The organism is Chromobacterium sp. CV08 (genome assembly GCF_051129845.1).
GTDB lineage: Bacteria > Pseudomonadota > Gammaproteobacteria > Burkholderiales > Chromobacteriaceae > Chromobacterium.
The window spans coordinates 3,004,577-3,018,554 of the sequence record NZ_CP150453.1; the positions used below are offsets into that span (position 1 = coordinate 3,004,577).

Annotated in this window: 16 protein-coding genes; 13 read left to right on the forward strand and 3 right to left on the reverse strand. The window is 64.8% G+C overall.

The annotated features are described in order from the left end of the window. The first annotated feature begins 1 nt into the window (after window position 1). The 8 genes from WNM05_RS13985 (at window position 2) to WNM05_RS14020 (ending at window position 3,443) form a co-directional block, all read left to right on the forward strand. Window positions 2–448: a hypothetical protein gene (locus WNM05_RS13985; protein ID WP_434627679.1), complete on the forward strand. Its 447-nt coding sequence runs from the start codon at window positions 2–4 to the stop codon at window positions 446–448. A gap of 77 nt (window positions 449–525) precedes the next feature. Beyond that, complete coding sequence (locus WNM05_RS13990; protein WP_434627681.1) at window positions 526–711, forward strand: hypothetical protein; 186 nt, start codon at window positions 526–528, stop codon at window positions 709–711. A gap of 67 nt (window positions 712–778) precedes the next feature. Then, window positions 779–1,399: a hypothetical protein gene (locus WNM05_RS13995; protein ID WP_434627684.1), complete on the forward strand. Its 621-nt coding sequence runs from the start codon at window positions 779–781 to the stop codon at window positions 1,397–1,399. A gap of 9 nt (window positions 1,400–1,408) precedes the next feature. Beyond that, the gene (locus WNM05_RS14000; protein WP_434627686.1) at window positions 1,409–1,699 is read left to right on the forward strand and encodes a hypothetical protein; all 291 of its coding nucleotides are present in this window, start codon (window positions 1,409–1,411) and stop codon (window positions 1,697–1,699) included. Continuing rightward, window positions 1,696–2,130 carry a lysozyme gene (locus WNM05_RS14005; RefSeq protein WP_434627689.1) on the forward strand — a complete coding sequence of 145 codons (435 nt, stop codon included), beginning with the start codon at window positions 1,696–1,698 and terminating at the stop codon, window positions 2,128–2,130. Before WNM05_RS14000 ends, WNM05_RS14005 begins: the two co-directional genes overlap by 4 nt. Continuing rightward, complete coding sequence (locus WNM05_RS14010) at window positions 2,130–2,528, forward strand: hypothetical protein (RefSeq protein WP_434627691.1); 399 nt, start codon at window positions 2,130–2,132, stop codon at window positions 2,526–2,528. Before WNM05_RS14005 ends, WNM05_RS14010 begins: the two co-directional genes overlap by 1 nt. Before the next feature lie 56 nt (window positions 2,529–2,584). Then, window positions 2,585–2,899: a hypothetical protein gene (locus tag WNM05_RS14015; RefSeq protein WP_434627693.1), complete on the forward strand. Its 315-nt coding sequence runs from the start codon at window positions 2,585–2,587 to the stop codon at window positions 2,897–2,899. A gap of 46 nt (window positions 2,900–2,945) precedes the next feature. Beyond that, window positions 2,946–3,443, forward strand: a complete 498-nt coding sequence (locus tag WNM05_RS14020) for a hypothetical protein (RefSeq protein ID WP_434627695.1) — start codon at window positions 2,946–2,948, stop codon at window positions 3,441–3,443. An 85-nt stretch (window positions 3,444–3,528) separates the two neighbouring features. Here WNM05_RS14020 and WNM05_RS14025 read toward each other — a convergent pair whose 3' ends face one another. From WNM05_RS14025 to WNM05_RS14035, 3 genes are all read right to left on the reverse strand, one after another. Further along, window positions 3,529–3,867 (reverse strand): hypothetical protein, encoded by a 339-nt coding sequence (locus WNM05_RS14025; protein ID WP_434627698.1) that lies wholly within the window; start codon window positions 3,865–3,867, stop codon window positions 3,529–3,531. Window positions 3,868–4,197: 330 nt separating this feature from the next. Next, window positions 4,198–7,848: a response regulator gene (locus WNM05_RS14030; RefSeq protein ID WP_434627700.1), complete on the reverse strand. Its 3,651-nt coding sequence runs from the start codon at window positions 7,846–7,848 to the stop codon at window positions 4,198–4,200. A gap of 44 nt (window positions 7,849–7,892) precedes the next feature. Beyond that, window positions 7,893–9,596 carry a SpoIIE family protein phosphatase gene (locus tag WNM05_RS14035; RefSeq protein WP_434627703.1) on the reverse strand — a complete coding sequence of 568 codons (1,704 nt, stop codon included), beginning with the start codon at window positions 9,594–9,596 and terminating at the stop codon, window positions 7,893–7,895. A gap of 700 nt (window positions 9,597–10,296) precedes the next feature. Between WNM05_RS14035 and WNM05_RS14040 the strand changes: the two genes are divergently transcribed. The 5 genes from WNM05_RS14040 (at window position 10,297) to trpD (ending at window position 13,950) form a co-directional block, all read left to right on the forward strand. Further along, entirely contained in the window at window positions 10,297–10,437 is a 141-nt protein-coding gene (locus tag WNM05_RS14040) for a hypothetical protein (RefSeq protein WP_434627705.1), read from the forward strand. Window positions 10,438–10,484: 47 nt separating this feature from the next. Continuing rightward, the gene (locus WNM05_RS14045; protein ID WP_434627707.1) at window positions 10,485–11,645 is read left to right on the forward strand and encodes an RHS repeat-associated core domain-containing protein; all 1,161 of its coding nucleotides are present in this window, start codon (window positions 10,485–10,487) and stop codon (window positions 11,643–11,645) included. A 305-nt stretch (window positions 11,646–11,950) separates the two neighbouring features. Continuing rightward, window positions 11,951–12,520: an aminodeoxychorismate/anthranilate synthase component II gene (locus WNM05_RS14050; protein ID WP_434627710.1), complete on the forward strand. Its 570-nt coding sequence runs from the start codon at window positions 11,951–11,953 to the stop codon at window positions 12,518–12,520. After that, complete coding sequence (locus WNM05_RS14055; protein ID WP_434627713.1) at window positions 12,520–12,909, forward strand: lysozyme inhibitor LprI family protein; 390 nt, start codon at window positions 12,520–12,522, stop codon at window positions 12,907–12,909. The genes WNM05_RS14050 and WNM05_RS14055 overlap by 1 nt, the downstream gene beginning before the upstream one ends. A gap of 12 nt (window positions 12,910–12,921) precedes the next feature. Next, entirely contained in the window at window positions 12,922–13,950 is a 1,029-nt protein-coding gene (gene trpD / locus WNM05_RS14060) for an anthranilate phosphoribosyltransferase (protein WP_434627716.1), read from the forward strand. Window positions 13,951–13,978 lie beyond the last annotated feature (28 nt).

The window sequence follows — 13,978 nt, forward strand, 5'->3', positions numbered from 1 at the left end:
TATGGAAACGTCGAACTGGGCACTGGTCAACACGAAAACCGGGATCGTCGACAACGTGATCGTCGCGGACAGCAACTTTGCGGCGCCGGCCGGCTATCAGCTTGTCGCCGCTGCTGGCGCAGCTGTTGGAGTCGGGTGGGCATATAGCAATGGGGCGTTCTCGCCACCGGCCGCACCGGCCGACACTACGCCGATAGTCACCCTGCGCGCGCTGCGCACCGCAGCGCTCACGGACGCGATCGCCGCGCTTGAAGCTGAGCAACACCGCGCGACGCGCGAGGCGCTGGTGGCGCTGATGGCGGGCACTGCGCCGACCGATATCGCGAAGACGGCAGCCGGCCAGCGGCTGGCAGCCGTGGACAGTCAGGCCGCAACCCTGCGCGCGCTGCTGCCGAAAATCGCCGCCGCGGCGACAGCTGCGGATCTGGCCGCCATCACCTGGAGCTGATCCACCGCCACCTGCTGCACCTGAACGACAACAACAACCCGCCGAGAGCGGGCATTTTTTTGCCCAAGGGAGGGCACATGCCGGATGAAAAAGAAGTGCTGCAGCAGGAACGCACGCTGACCGATGCCGACGTCGACGCGGTCATCGACCGCATGTTCCAGCGGCTGCGCCTGAATGTCGGCGATGGCGTGCTGAGTCTGGCCTGGAAGGCGCTGCTGCTGGGCATTGTCGGACTCGCGTACTACGGACTGAAAAAGGGCTGACCGCCCTGCGCCACCCTCACCCACTGACACCCGCCACCCGGCGGGTGTTTTCGTTTCTGGAGACAATATGACTGACCCGAAACACCTGACCGCCGTCGGCGCCGCCGCGCCGGCGCGCGAGCACGCCCACCACGACACCCTGGCCGAGGACGTGTTTTACCCCGATCACCCGCCGCGCACCGAGTCGGCCACGTTCCGCCACACCAAAGCCGCCGGCCACGCCGCCCGGCTGCCTTGCGCCATCAGCGGCCACACCGAGGGCACCGAGTACCACCACCTTTTTTGCGAGTGGGCATTCAGCGGCGCCGTCGACTGGCGCGTCGTGCGCGGCGTGGCGCTGGGCGAGATCACCCTGCTGCCGGTGCTGGACCTGCAGACCGACTTGCCGATCGCTGGCCAGTTCTTCCCAGCCGAGCACTCGCTGCTGTGGGCGCTGTGCAAGCTGGCCGAGGCCAAGGGATTCGACTGGCGCGCCTTCGATCCGGACAGGCCCGAGCTGTTCGTCGACAGCATGGCCAACATGCTGGTCCTGCACAGCAAATTCCACCGCCACCGGGACCACGGTATCCACGAGATGAGTCTGCCCGAGTGGATTTTCCAGGCGTTCCCGCGCGTGCCCGGCTTCGTTTTCACCCCCGACGAGGTGCCCGCGCCGCCGGCGTTTCCCTACGACCTCAAGGCTGCATAAGGACCACGCATGACCACGCCGCTGAATGCCCTGCTCGCCCCGGCGCGAGCACTCTGCAAGATCGCCAAAGACTGCACGACCGACGAGTACGGGGTCGACTACGACACCGTTTGCACGATTGCCGTGCTGATGGTGCTGGTCGGCCTGGCGCTGGAAGTTGCCAGCTTCGTAACTGGCAAACCGTTCGACATGGTGGTCTACGCCACTGGCTGCAGCGGCCTGCTGGCCGTCATCACCGGTGCGCTGCGCTGGAAGCCCGCAGCAGTCCCCCCGACCGACCAGAAAGGAACCACCCCATGAAAACCAGCCCCAAGGGCATTGCCCTGATCCAGCAATTCGAGGGCCTGCGCCTCGCCGCCTACCAGGACGTCGTCGGCGTCTGGACCATCGGCTACGGCCACACCGGTGCCGACGTACGCCCCGGCCTGGCGATCACCCAAGCCCAGGCCGTCCAGCTGCTGGCGGCCGACCTGGCCCGGTTCGAGGCCGGCGTCGGCCGGCTGGTGACCGTGGCCGTCAACCAGAACCAGTTCGATGCACTGGTCAGCTTCAGTTACAACCTGGGATTGGGCAGTCTGCAGCAGTCGACATTGCTGCGGCTGCTGAACCAGGGCGATTACGCCGGCGCCGCCGGCCAGTTCCCGCGCTGGGACAAAGCTGGCGGCCAGGCGCTGCCGGGCCTGCTCAAACGCCGGCAGGCCGAACAGGCGTTGTTCCTGGAGCGCGCGTAATGCTGGCCCTGCTGAAGTACTGGCGAGAAGTGCTGATCGCGCTGACGGCCGCGGCGCTGATCACGCTGGGCTGGGAGATGCGGGCGGTGGTTGCCCAGCGCGACACCGCGGTGGCGCGAGCCAGCCAGGCCCAGCAGCAGGCAGCAGCCACCCAGGCCGCCCGGGTACGCGAGCGCCAGGCGACAGCAGATGACGCGGCCACCGCCGCGGCCTACGAGAAGGAATTGGAAGATGGGAAATTGGAACTTCAGGCGGCCCTTGCTCGCCATGCTGCTGCTCTCCGGCTGCGCCAGCAGCAACCCGCCGCCCAGCGCGTCGATCTGCCCGCAGTTGCCGCCGGTTCCGACCCGAGGATGGCCTGGCCTGGCGTCGGACTTCTCTCAAACCAGTTGACTTGAATTCCACTGATTATATGCGAGGAATATTTTTGGCTTTTACCTGATGGAAGAGAGCCATGAAGATCTTTGCCAAACCCGTCATCTGCATTGCCATGGTGATGGGGATTTCCGCTGTCCACGCCGCTGCAATTTGCGACGGCAAGTGGGCCTTCATCATGACATATACCTGCGATGCTCCCCCAACTGACGGGGAAACCAAATGCCTCCTGATCGGGCGCGACAAGAATCAGGATGGGAAGTGGGACGAGGGAGACGAGTTCAAGATCAAATTCGAGGACGAGGCCTGGAAGGACGTCAGCTACGAACAGGCCTGCACGGGCGGCAATGCCCATCATTTTTACAAAACCGAGATGGCCCAGTGCATCAAGTGATGCACTCCATATCGGCGAGATTCTTTCACCTGGAGCCCTCATCATAATGAAGAAAATGCTGTTATTTCCCACGATTCTGGCTATGTTGCCGGCTGGCGCAGCGGAAAACACCCCTTCTCCGCCCCCGTCTATCACCGTGCAATTCGGCAAACCAACCATCGAGCAGAAAGTGTTCTATGAAAAGATGTACGAGAAAAAGCCTTATCCCGACGCGACTTTGTATTACTACGATAACGGCGTCTACAAGATCATTTCGCCAGGCGAAGAGCATTACGGCGTCTATGTCGTGCGCGGCCACCTGACAGACGACGAATACGCGGTCCACTATATTTCGCTGCCGTCATCGGACTGGGGTGGAAAAACGGCCCACCATTATCTGAAATTCAACCGGAAAACCAGCACGTTCACGCAGCAGGCCACGTGGGAAGACGATCCAAACATCGCGCCTCAGCACGGACGCTTTTCTCAACGCGACAACACGATTGCCAATCCGCGCTCGATCACGTGGCAGACACACGCAGACCCAGAGCAGAAAAGCCGGTGAGCCAGTGTTGCAGATAATGTGAGTGACGTGGCCTTGTTTCGGGCAGGTAACAGCGTCGCCGATCAACGCGACCGATTGTTGGTCATCACCGGGTTAAGATTCCGTCGAGACTCCCCGACACATTCTCAAGTGATCGTTGCAGCTCCGGATCCAGAAACGGAATATCACCCAGTCGCGCGTCCAGAGGCATGCCCTGGGCGTGTGCTCGATCAAAAGCGCGGTCGAGCTCCTGGATCACGGCCAACTTGGCCGCGACGTCTTGCGCAAAGCCGGTGTCGTTGGGGAATAGATCGGAGACGATGAAGGCATCGCGGAACTGCTCGGTCAGCTGCTGAGCTTCCTGTAGCGTTGGCTGGCCGCGCTTGATCGCACGAAGGACGATGCCCAACTCGTCGGCCAGGATGTCGAGGGTGTAGGGTTTCATGATTGGTCCGCCATTTGAATTTGTACAAATTCAAAATACAGCCAGGGGCGCGCCGCCGGCAAGCGGCATCTGACGAGTGGTGAAAATATGCCACAATAGCGATAGACGCTCGCATTGGCCTGCGACTGGTGAGCGGTCGGCACATGTGTATGAAAAATCGCCGTCCCAAAGATGTCCCAAACACCGTCAATAGCCAGTATTAACAGCCTTGTTCGAGTCTCTCCTTTCGCACCATCTGGGCTTTTCTTCCTTAGCCCCATCTTCTGCAAAAACCACGCTAGAACACCATCGGCAAAGGCTTCCGGTCTTGCCGACAAAGCCGGCGACGCGCTAGTCCGCATTCGCGTCCAGCCAGGCGCGCGCGGCGTCCAGCACCCGCTGCAACTCCCGTTCCGCGCCATCGAGCTGGGCCGCCAATTCCCGGCTCCGGCCATGCCTGGCCGCATCCTCCAGTTCCCGCAGCCTCTCGACCAGGGCCTGCGCGCCGAAGGAGCCGACGCTGCCGCGCATCGTATGCAAACGGCGCGCGCCGTCGACCAGCTCGCCCGCCTCCAAGGCCTCCCGTATCTGGCCCAGCTGCCGCCCGCCGGTGTCGATCAGCAGCTGCATCAAGGCGCGAACCCGTCCGCGCGCGGCATCGCTGCCGCCGGCCAGGCGCATCAGTTCGGCCGAGAAGATCGGCGGCGGTCCCGCCGGCGGCGCCGGCTCCGCTACGCCCAAGTGCCTGGCCAGCACCGCGAACAATTGCCCGGCCTGCATCGGCTTGGCGACGAAATCGTTCATGCCGGCGTCCCGGCATTGCAATTGCTCCGACGGCGACACGGCCGCGCTCATCGCGATGATGGGCAGCGTCAGGCCGAGCTCCCGACGGATCAGCCCGGCGGCGGCGTCGCCGTCCATCTCCGGCATCTGCCTGTCCATCAACACCAGCGCATAATCCCGGCCGTTCTTGCGCAGCATGTCCACCGCCTGACGGCCGTTCTCCGCCACATCCACCCGCAAGCCGGCCAATTCCAGCATGCCGCAGGCGACCTCCCGGTTGATCTCGTTGTCCTCGGCCAGCAGGATGCGGGCGCCCCCGAAGTCCGGCGGCGCCAGCGCGTCCGCCCCGGCCGGGCTCCCGCGCCGCAAACCGGCCAGCCGCAACGACTCGGCCAGCGCGCCGGTGGTGGCCGGCTTGGCCAGCACGCCATCGGCCAGCGCGATGTCGACCGCGTGCTCCAGGCCGTTCCTGTCGTCAGCGCCCACCATCACCACCAGGCGCAGCTCGCTGCCGGGCCAGCGCCGCCGTATGGCCTGGCACAAGGCCAGTCCGTCCTGCTCCGGCATGCGCCAATCGACCAGCACGGCGTCCCACGCCTCCACGCCCTCGGCCTCCAGCAAGGCCAGCGCTTCGGCGGCGCCGGCCGCCTCGCTCGCCTGGCAATCCAGCCGTCGCGCATGGTTCAACAGGGCCCGGCGGCTGTCGGCATTGTCGTCCACCACCAGCAACTTGCGCACCTCGCCGCAATCCGGCCGCAAGCCCTGCGGCTCCGCCGGCCGCAACGGCAGGCTGAACCAGAAGCGGCTGCCCTGTCCCGGCCGGCTCTCCGCCTCCAGCCGGCCGCCCATCAAGCGCACCAGGTCGCGCGAGATCGCCAGACCCAGTCCGGCGCCGCCGAAACGCCGCGTCGTCGACGAGTCCGCCTGGGCGAAGGCGGTGAAAGCCCGTTCCAGCTGCGCCTCGCTCATGCCGATGCCGGTATCCCGCACCGAGCAGCGCAATCGCGCTCCGTCCGCGTCATCCTCGCGCTCCAGCGCCACCGCCACCTCGCCGCGCTCGGTGAACTTGATCGCGTTGCCGGCCAGATTCACCAGCACCTGCTGCAGACGCAAGCCGTCGCCGTCCAACAGCGCCGGCACGTCCGGACTCACGTCCAGCACCAGCTCCAGCGGCTTGCGCGCCGCGTTCATCGACATGATGGCCGCCAGCGTGCCCAGCACCTCGTCCAATTCATAGCGGGCGTTGCCGACATCCAGCCGTCCGGCCTCGATCTTGGAGAAATCCAGGACATCGCTCAGAACGGACATCAACGCGCGGCAGGATGCCTGTATCATGTCCAGATATTTGCGCTGGGTGATATTGAGCGAAGTGCTGGACAACAGTTGCAGCATGCCCATCATCCCGTTCATCGGCGTGCGGATCTCGTGACTCATATTGGCGACGAAGCCGCTCTTGGCGCGGCTGCTGCTCTCAGCCTGCTCCTTGGCCAGCTCCAGCATGCGCTTGGCCTCGCGTTCGACGCCGATGTCGCGGGCGATGCCGACAAAGCCGGACAGCCAGCCGTCCTGCCAGATGCCGGCGAACACCAGGCTGACCGGCACGCCGCTGCCGTCCTTGCGGCGATAAGTCCACTCGCGGGAGAAACTGCCGCCGGAACGGGTCTTCTCGACGAAGATGTCGAAGTCCTCGACCGGCCTGCCCAGCTCTTCGGACAAGGCCTGGCCGTACGCGTCCGTCTCTTCCCGCATATGCAGCGTCATCTGCGTGGACAGTCCCAGCAGCTCGTCCGCCCGGTAGCCCAGCATCTGCTCGGCGCCGGCGTTGAACACCGTGATCACGCCGCGCAGATCGGTGGCGACGATGGCGAACTCCACGGCGGAATCGATGATGCCGCGCAGTCTCGCCTGCATGGCCTCCCGCTCCCGCTCCGCCTGTTTCAACGGCGTGATGTCGGTGACGAACAGATAGAAGCCGTCCACCCGGTCGCCATCGCCATGCGGCACATACTGGGCCAGCAGATGGTGCTCGCGACCGTTCAAGTCTATGATGCAGCGCTCGGCCAGACTGGCCTGCCCCAGCAGTGCCCCCTGGATATAGGGCTGATTCAGACGGAAGCGCTCCTCCCCGGTCACCTGTCTCAGATGCTTGCCCCGCACATCTTCTTCGCTCAGCCCCATCCAGTCCAGATAGGCGCGGTTGGCGAACACATTGCGCAGCCCCTTGTCCCAGTAGCTGACCATGGCAGGCATCGAGTCCAGCACTCGCGGCAGTTCCGACTCGATATCGCCGCCGCCGTCCCAACCCGGCTCCGGGCTGCCGACGTCCCAGCACAGGCCGACCACCCGCGCCGGCCGCCCGCCCGCGTCCGGCTTGATTTCCGCCATCAGGCGCAAGCGGCGCTCGCCGCCGGCGCCGTCCACGACGCGGCAGTCCCAGCCCGGCGCCACCGCGGCCCGAAAATCCCCACCGGACAACAAGGCCCAGCGCGCCATCTCGTCCGGATGCAGGCAGGCCCGCCAGCGCTCCGGCGACACCGCCTCCGACGCGCCGACGCCGTGCAATTCGCGCATCCGGCCATCCCACGACAGCTTGCGGCCGGCGATCTCCCATTCCCACGTGCCCAGGCCGACGGCGGCCGCGGCCAGTTCCAGCCTCTCCTCCAGCGCCGCCGCGCGTTCCCGCTGTCGCCGGAACTCATCCGCCTCCTCGACCAGCAGCGAAAATGCGCCGTCATCCAGCCTGGCAAGACGCAGGCGACGCCATTGCGGTTCGCCGCCCCTGGGCAGCAGCCGCGCCTCCAAGCGGCATTCGGCCGACTCTCCGCGCCTCAGCCCCGCCAGCGCCTCGCCGGCGGCCTTCCAGTCGCCGGCGTCGCACAGCAGGCCGAACGGCCGCCCCAGCAGTTCCCGGCGCGAATACCCCAGCCATTGGCACAGCCGCTCGTTGGCCTCGATCAACCGCCACCTGCCGTCCAGCGCGCCGAGACCGACGGCCGCCTGCCCCAGCATGGCGCTCAGGCGCCGGCATTGCCGCGAGCCGCGCCATCGCGCCAGCCAGACGATCAACAAGGCCGCCAGCGCGAATCCCCATGGCCAGCCGGAGGCCACGCCCGGAACGCCGCCGGCACTGGCGAAGGCCGGCTCGGCGGCCAATGCCGCGGCCGCCGTCCACAACGACGGCGAAGGAACACAAGGACGCGGCGACAAATGATCGGGCACGACTACGTCTCCAGAAAGACGTCGGCGGCGCCGACGGGGACCACTCACAACAACAGGAATTCCGCTTCCACCTCGTTGCCGTGGCCGCGATACACCAGCCGCGAGCACAGCGCGCTCACCAATCCCACACCTCGCCGATGCCGGCTCTCGCCGGCGCGCTGGCCGAGCCGCTCCATCAGGGAATGATGATCGAAACCGTCGCCGCTGTCGCGCAGCCGGATGCGGATGCAATCCCCCGCCTCCTCGCGGCATCGCTCCAGTTGCAATTCGATCCCGGCCTCCTCCAGCGCCGCGAGTTTCTCGCGTCGCAACGTGAAATAACGCTCGTAGCCGTCCGGCTGTTCCTTGAGGCAGGAGTCGAGCCGAAGCACGCCGTGGTCCAAGGCGTTATTGAACAGCTCGGACACCACCAACAGCACTTGCTTGAACTGCCGGCCGCGCAGACCCAGCTGGTTCAACCAGCCTATCAGCAAGGGGATGGCCTGATCCCGCCGCAATTCGGCCGCATTGAATTCCAGCCGCACCAGCCAGTTGCACAGCTGGCCTCCATCCTCCCGGCCCGGATGATCGGCCGCCTGCTCCCGCGCCGCCTTGTCCCCGGCCTCCAGGCTCACCACGCCAAGCGAGATGTCGTCGCGGTTGGCGGCGCCCGCCAAATGCGCCATCACCGCCAATCGTATCGCATCCAGCGGCGATGGCCGCCCGCCGCCGGCCACCGCCTGCAGAATGCCCGAATTGCCGAACTGCTCTCCGGCGACGTTTTCCGCCTCGGTCAGGCCGTCGGAGCATACGACCAGCCGGCCGTTGACATTCCAGAAATACGATTCGCCGTCCCCGCGGAATTCACCGGCATCGAGAATGCCGAGCGGCGGATACCGCGACCGCCATTCCTTCAACAGTCCGCCCCGCTCCGACACGAACATCACGCAGGGAATGCCCCCGTTCCAGACCTCGATGCAGCCGATCTCCCAATCGATGGTGATCAGCGCCGCCGCGACGAAACGACCGACCGGCAGCAGCCGATTGAGCTTGGCGTTGATCTCGCGCGCCATCGCCGACAGCGGGAAGCCGCGTCGCGCCATCGCGTAGAAGATGTCCACCGCCGGCAGGCAGGCCAGCGCCGCCGACAGGCCGTGGCCGGTGCTGTCGGCCAGCATCAGGCACAGCTGGCCGGTCGGCGACAACGCCCGCGCCAGCACGTCGCCGCTGAACTGCTCGGCCGACAGCTGCCAGCTGGATACCTCCGACAGGTCCTGCTCCTCGCTGCCGACGATGCTGTCCATTACATGCTTGGCGAACAGCTGCTCCCGCTCGTTGCTGTTGAAATAGCTGAGCAGTTTCTGCGAGTCGGCGGAGATCCGGTTCTGCATTTCGCTGATGCGCTGCATCACGCGGATCTTGGCCGCCAGCACGGTCAGATTGATGGGCTTGTGCAGATAATCGTCGGCGCCGATGTCCAGACTGCGGATATAGGCCTCCTCGTCGCCGCTGGCGCTGAGGAAGATGATGGGCAGCCAGCGGCTGCCGCAGAGCTGGCGTATCTGCCGCGTGGCCTCGTGGCCGTCCATCACCGGCATCATCATGTCCATCAGGATCAGGTCGGGCAGCTGCAGGCGGCACCGCTCCACCGCCTGCAAACCGTTCTCGGCATATACGACGGCATGGCCCATCTCCTCGATCACCAGGCCCATCAACAGCCGCGTCGGTTCGGCGTCCTCCGCCACCAGCACGGTAAACCTATGCTCCATCGCCGCTCCCGCTCAAACGGTGTCCCGCCCCGTCCGCCGCCACGTCCGAACGCATTTTCCGCCCCCGGCAGCCCGGCGGCGGACTTGAAAAATGAATCCCCGCCGCGGCCGCAAAAATACATGCGATTGCTAATGCGATATGGCGCATAAGGCCGGCGCTGTCAAACCGGGGGACGACGGCAAGACCGCGGCCCAAGCCGGATGCCTCATTGTCGGAACGCTCCGACTTTTAAACGACAAAGGGAACGGGGGCGCCCGATCGGAATAGTTTTATCGGGCGGCGCGTCATTCTCAATGCGCTTATCTTGAAAATAGTTCCATTTATGATGATATCCACAATTACAAATTTAAAATTCTTGCGACATACCCCGTCCAGTCGATCCCATACGAAAATGTGCATGTTTTCCCTGGTATTGAGCCTTGCCGCCGCAGAGGGGGACGGGGCGCGACCAGCAAGATCAATAGCATGGTGGATAAAGATGAAGCTGCGGCGCCCGCAATTGGCCGATTTCGATTCGGACCGGCAATACACACCGTTCAGCGAAAATGCAGCGATCCGGGGAGGCCCGTCGGCCTGCGAACGACACGCCGCCCGGATTTCAGCCTGGCCGACTCATGGGATCATGCTTCGTTTCATTTCATTCGATTGCAGTACTACCCCACCTGATTTTGAACATGCACTCGGCCGCGGAAATAGACGATGACGAAGGCGCTCGACTGGAAAAGAGGGTCACAGACAATCATGTCGCCGCTTTTTTACGGCCACACCCATATCGTCGACGACAGGAACGGCACGCCGGGGAAAACGGAAACGATAGCGCGCACGATTTCTTTCCACTGAGCCCCGGACCGCATCCCGGGGTGGACAATCACGGTTCAGGAGAAGAGATGGACGACAGCGTGCTCGGATGGAACGGGGAGCGTCGCGACCCGGTCAGCGGCGCAAGCCACCTCGGCAACGGCTACCGGGCTTACAGCCCGGCGCTGATGCGCTTTCACTGTCCGGACAGCCTGAGTCCGTTCGGCGCCGGCGGCGTCAACCCGTATGCCTACTGCGCCGGCGATCCAGTCGATCGCGCCGATCCGTCCGGCCACCTGAGCTGGCAGGCCTGGACCATGATGGGCCTGGGCGTCGCCGGCCTGGGTTTGGCGGCCATCACCAAGGGAATTTCCATTGTCGCCTCCGGCGGAATCATCGCCGCGCTGGAAAGCGCTTCGGCCGCATCGCTGGCGATAGGCGGGGCCGCCGTGGTGGCTGACGCGGCGGCGATAGCCAGCGGAATCACCGAACGGAGCGATCCGAAGGCGTCGGCGGTGCTGGGCTGGGTATCGCTCTCGGCGGGCATCCTATCGCTGGGCGCCGGGCTGGCTTCCTCGGGATACCGGCTGCTGGCCCAGGCAAGGAGGGCCGGCGACACGATGACGATGAGTCTGGATGACGAGTTCCTGTTCATAGCCGCCCTCGGTCGCACGACGCGCAGAGGCGCCCTCCCCGATGCGATCATGTCGGTGGTATTTGAAGACCGGTTTGCAGATGCCTCGGAAACAGTCTATCGGAGGCTGAATATCTGGGCACACGGGCGACGCCCGGACCGCATCTTCATCAACGGAAGGGCATTGACCGTCGACCAGCTGCTTGACCAGTTGATCGCTTCCGGCATTGACGTGACGGATTATGGCGTCGTCAGGTTCCTCACCTGCGACTCGGTCAATCTAGCGCGGGCATTCACAAGAGCGACATCCCTGACGGCAACCGGCTTCCGCGGAGAGGTGACCGTGCAAGGCCATACCGTCACGGCATTGAGGCAGATATCCCGGGAGATATGGGAGCGTCCGGTCGATATCGGCACGGCACGCGTGCGCTTTGCGCAAGCCGCGCATCAATACCCTGACAACGCAAGGCTTTCCGGTGTCAATATTTTCGAAGACCATGAGTTCTTCCGTGTGGCCAGAGGGCATCCCGTCTCCTTCAGAAGCTTGCCGGAACAAGAAGAGCTCATAGAGCAAACGGAAGGATATCCGTTGCCTGGATGGTCCATAGACACCTGAGTCCGCCATGGCTACCCCGTCTTTTCGGCACTCGCCTCATGCCAACGACAAGCCCCGGACCATGCGGGGAACAAACCGTCCCGAAGACCGTAGCCGACAGCCGGCAAGCATGACGGAACCCCATCCACGACAAAGAAAGCTGCATGCCGGTTTCGGGGGAACTCCCGGTACCGGATGTGATCGGGTATAGTAAGTCGGATGACTACAGGCGCAGCTGGCAGCAAAATAAAAACCGGGTATAAAACCGGGTATGAAATAGCACGAATGCCAATACTGCCCAGCAAATACAAGGACTTGCGCTCAATATGCTATTGATGATCGACAACTACGACTCCTTCACCTACAACCTGGTCCAGTACTTCGGCGAACTGGGCCAGCAGGTGAAGGTGTTCCGCAACGACGAAATCACGCTGCAGCAGATAGAAGAGCTGCAGCCGAAATACCTGGTGGTCTCCCCTGGCCCGTGCACGCCGAACGAGGCCGGCGTGTCGGTGCCCGCCATCCTGCACTTCGCCGGCAAGCTGCCCATCATGGGCGTCTGCCTGGGCCACCAGGGCATAGGCCAGGCTTTCGGCGGCAAGGTCGTGCACGCCAAGCAGCTGATGCACGGCAAGGTGTCGCCGGTCAGCCACAACGACGTCGGCATGTTTCGCGGCCTGCCGAACCCGGTCACCTGCACCCGCTACCACTCGCTGGTGATCGAGCGCGAGACGCTGCCGGACTGCCTGGAGGTCACCGCCTGGACCGACGACGGCGAAATCATGGGCGTGCGCCACAAGACGCTGCCGATAGAAGGCGTGCAATTCCACCCGGAATCCATCCTGACCGAGCACGGCCACCGCATGCTGGACAACTTCCTGAAGGAATTCGCCTGATGCGGCCGCCGGCGATGTTGCTGGCCGCGCTGCTGGCCGCGCCGGCCTGGGCAGGCGCGCTCGACGATTGCACGCAGAAGCAGGCCGACACGCCGGCCGTCGCTGCCTGCCTGAAACAGCGCCACGACGACGCGCACCGGCAGCTGGCCGCCCAGGAAGACAAGGCGATGGCCGCGATGCGCCAGCTGGACGCCACCACCGACAACCGCTACCACGCGGCGCGCGCGCTCCGACGCGCCCAGCAGGCCTACGAGTCCTATCGCCGCCAGCAGTGCGACTGGGTGGAAGCCGGCTACGCCAGCGGCAACGGCGCCGCGCGCGCCCGCCTGGCCTGCGAAATCGACCTGGATACGCAAAGGCTGGCCGAGCTCGGCCGGCAAAGCTCATAGGAATACCGCACGATGATCAGTCCGCAAGCGGCACTGAACCGTCTGATCGACGGCAATGAACTGTTTTACGACGAGATGCTGGCGCTGATGCGCCAGATCATGCGCGGCGAGCTGACGCCGGCGCAGACGGCGGCCATCCTGATCGGCCTCCGGGTCAAGGTGGAATCGGTGTCCGAAATCGCCGCCGCCGCCACCGTGATGCGCGAATTCGCCACCCATGTGCCGGTGGCTGACCGCGGCCACCTGGTGGACACCTGCGGCACCGGCGGCGACAAGTCGCACACCTTCAACATCTCCACCACCGCGGCCTTCGTCGCGGCGGCGGCCGGCGCCCGCGTCGCCAAGCACGGCGGCCGCTCGGTGTCGTCCAGCTCGGGCAGCGCCGACGTACTGGAGCTGCTGGGCGTCAATCTGCAACTGACGCCGGACCAGGTCGGCCGCTGCATCGACGAGATCGGCCTCGGCTTCATGTTCGCGCCCAATCACCACAGCGCGATGAAACATGTGGCGCCGATCCGCAAGGAGTTGGGCGCGCGCACCATCTTCAACATCCTGGGACCGCTGACCAATCCCGCCGACGCCGACAATCAGCTGATGGGCGTCTTCCATCCCGACCTGGTCGGCATCCAGTCTCGCGTGCTGAAGCAGCTCGGCAGCCGCCACGTGATGATCGTCCACGGCTGCGACGGCCTGGACGAACTTACGCTGTCCGGACCGAGCCGGGTCGCGGAATTGAAGGACGGCGAAATCCTGGAATACCAGCTGGAACCGGGCGAGTTCGGCCTGGCGACATGCGAGCTCAAGGCCTTGCGCGCCGAGACCGCCGAGCAGTCGCGCGACCGCCTGCTGTCGGTGCTGGACGGCGAATCCGGCCCGGCGCGCGACATCGTGCTGTTCAATGCCGGCGCCGCGATTTATACCGCCGATATCGCCCCAAGCCTGGCCGACGGTGTTACCATGGCGCGCGAAGCGCTGGACAGCGGCCATGCCCGCCGGAAGCTGGATCAGCTGGTTGCCCTGAGCCACAAGCTCGCCCGCTGAATTCAAGACAAGGACAGCGGCGCGCCAT

Coding starts and splice junctions, on each gene's coding strand:
- WNM05_RS13985 (WP_434627679.1), top strand. CDS start 2: ATGGAAACGTCGAACTGGGCACTGGTCAACACGAAAACCGGGATCGTC.
- WNM05_RS13990 (WP_434627681.1), top strand. CDS start 526: ATGCCGGATGAAAAAGAAGTGCTGCAGCAGGAACGCACGCTGACCGAT.
- WNM05_RS13995 (WP_434627684.1), top strand. CDS start 779: ATGACTGACCCGAAACACCTGACCGCCGTCGGCGCCGCCGCGCCGGCG.
- WNM05_RS14000 (WP_434627686.1), top strand. CDS start 1,409: ATGACCACGCCGCTGAATGCCCTGCTCGCCCCGGCGCGAGCACTCTGC.
- WNM05_RS14005 (WP_434627689.1), top strand. CDS start 1,696: ATGAAAACCAGCCCCAAGGGCATTGCCCTGATCCAGCAATTCGAGGGC.
- WNM05_RS14010 (WP_434627691.1), top strand. CDS start 2,130: ATGCTGGCCCTGCTGAAGTACTGGCGAGAAGTGCTGATCGCGCTGACG.
- WNM05_RS14015 (WP_434627693.1), top strand. CDS start 2,585: ATGAAGATCTTTGCCAAACCCGTCATCTGCATTGCCATGGTGATGGGG.
- WNM05_RS14020 (WP_434627695.1), top strand. CDS start 2,946: ATGAAGAAAATGCTGTTATTTCCCACGATTCTGGCTATGTTGCCGGCT.
- WNM05_RS14025 (WP_434627698.1), bottom strand. CDS start 3,867: ATGAAACCCTACACCCTCGACATCCTGGCCGACGAGTTGGGCATCGTC.
- WNM05_RS14035 (WP_434627703.1), bottom strand. CDS start 9,596: ATGGAGCATAGGTTTACCGTGCTGGTGGCGGAGGACGCCGAACCGACG.
- WNM05_RS14040 (WP_434627705.1), top strand. CDS start 10,297: ATGACGAAGGCGCTCGACTGGAAAAGAGGGTCACAGACAATCATGTCG.
- WNM05_RS14045 (WP_434627707.1), top strand. CDS start 10,485: ATGGACGACAGCGTGCTCGGATGGAACGGGGAGCGTCGCGACCCGGTC.
- WNM05_RS14050 (WP_434627710.1), top strand. CDS start 11,951: ATGCTATTGATGATCGACAACTACGACTCCTTCACCTACAACCTGGTC.
- WNM05_RS14055 (WP_434627713.1), top strand. CDS start 12,520: ATGCGGCCGCCGGCGATGTTGCTGGCCGCGCTGCTGGCCGCGCCGGCC.
- trpD (WP_434627716.1), top strand. CDS start 12,922: ATGATCAGTCCGCAAGCGGCACTGAACCGTCTGATCGACGGCAATGAA.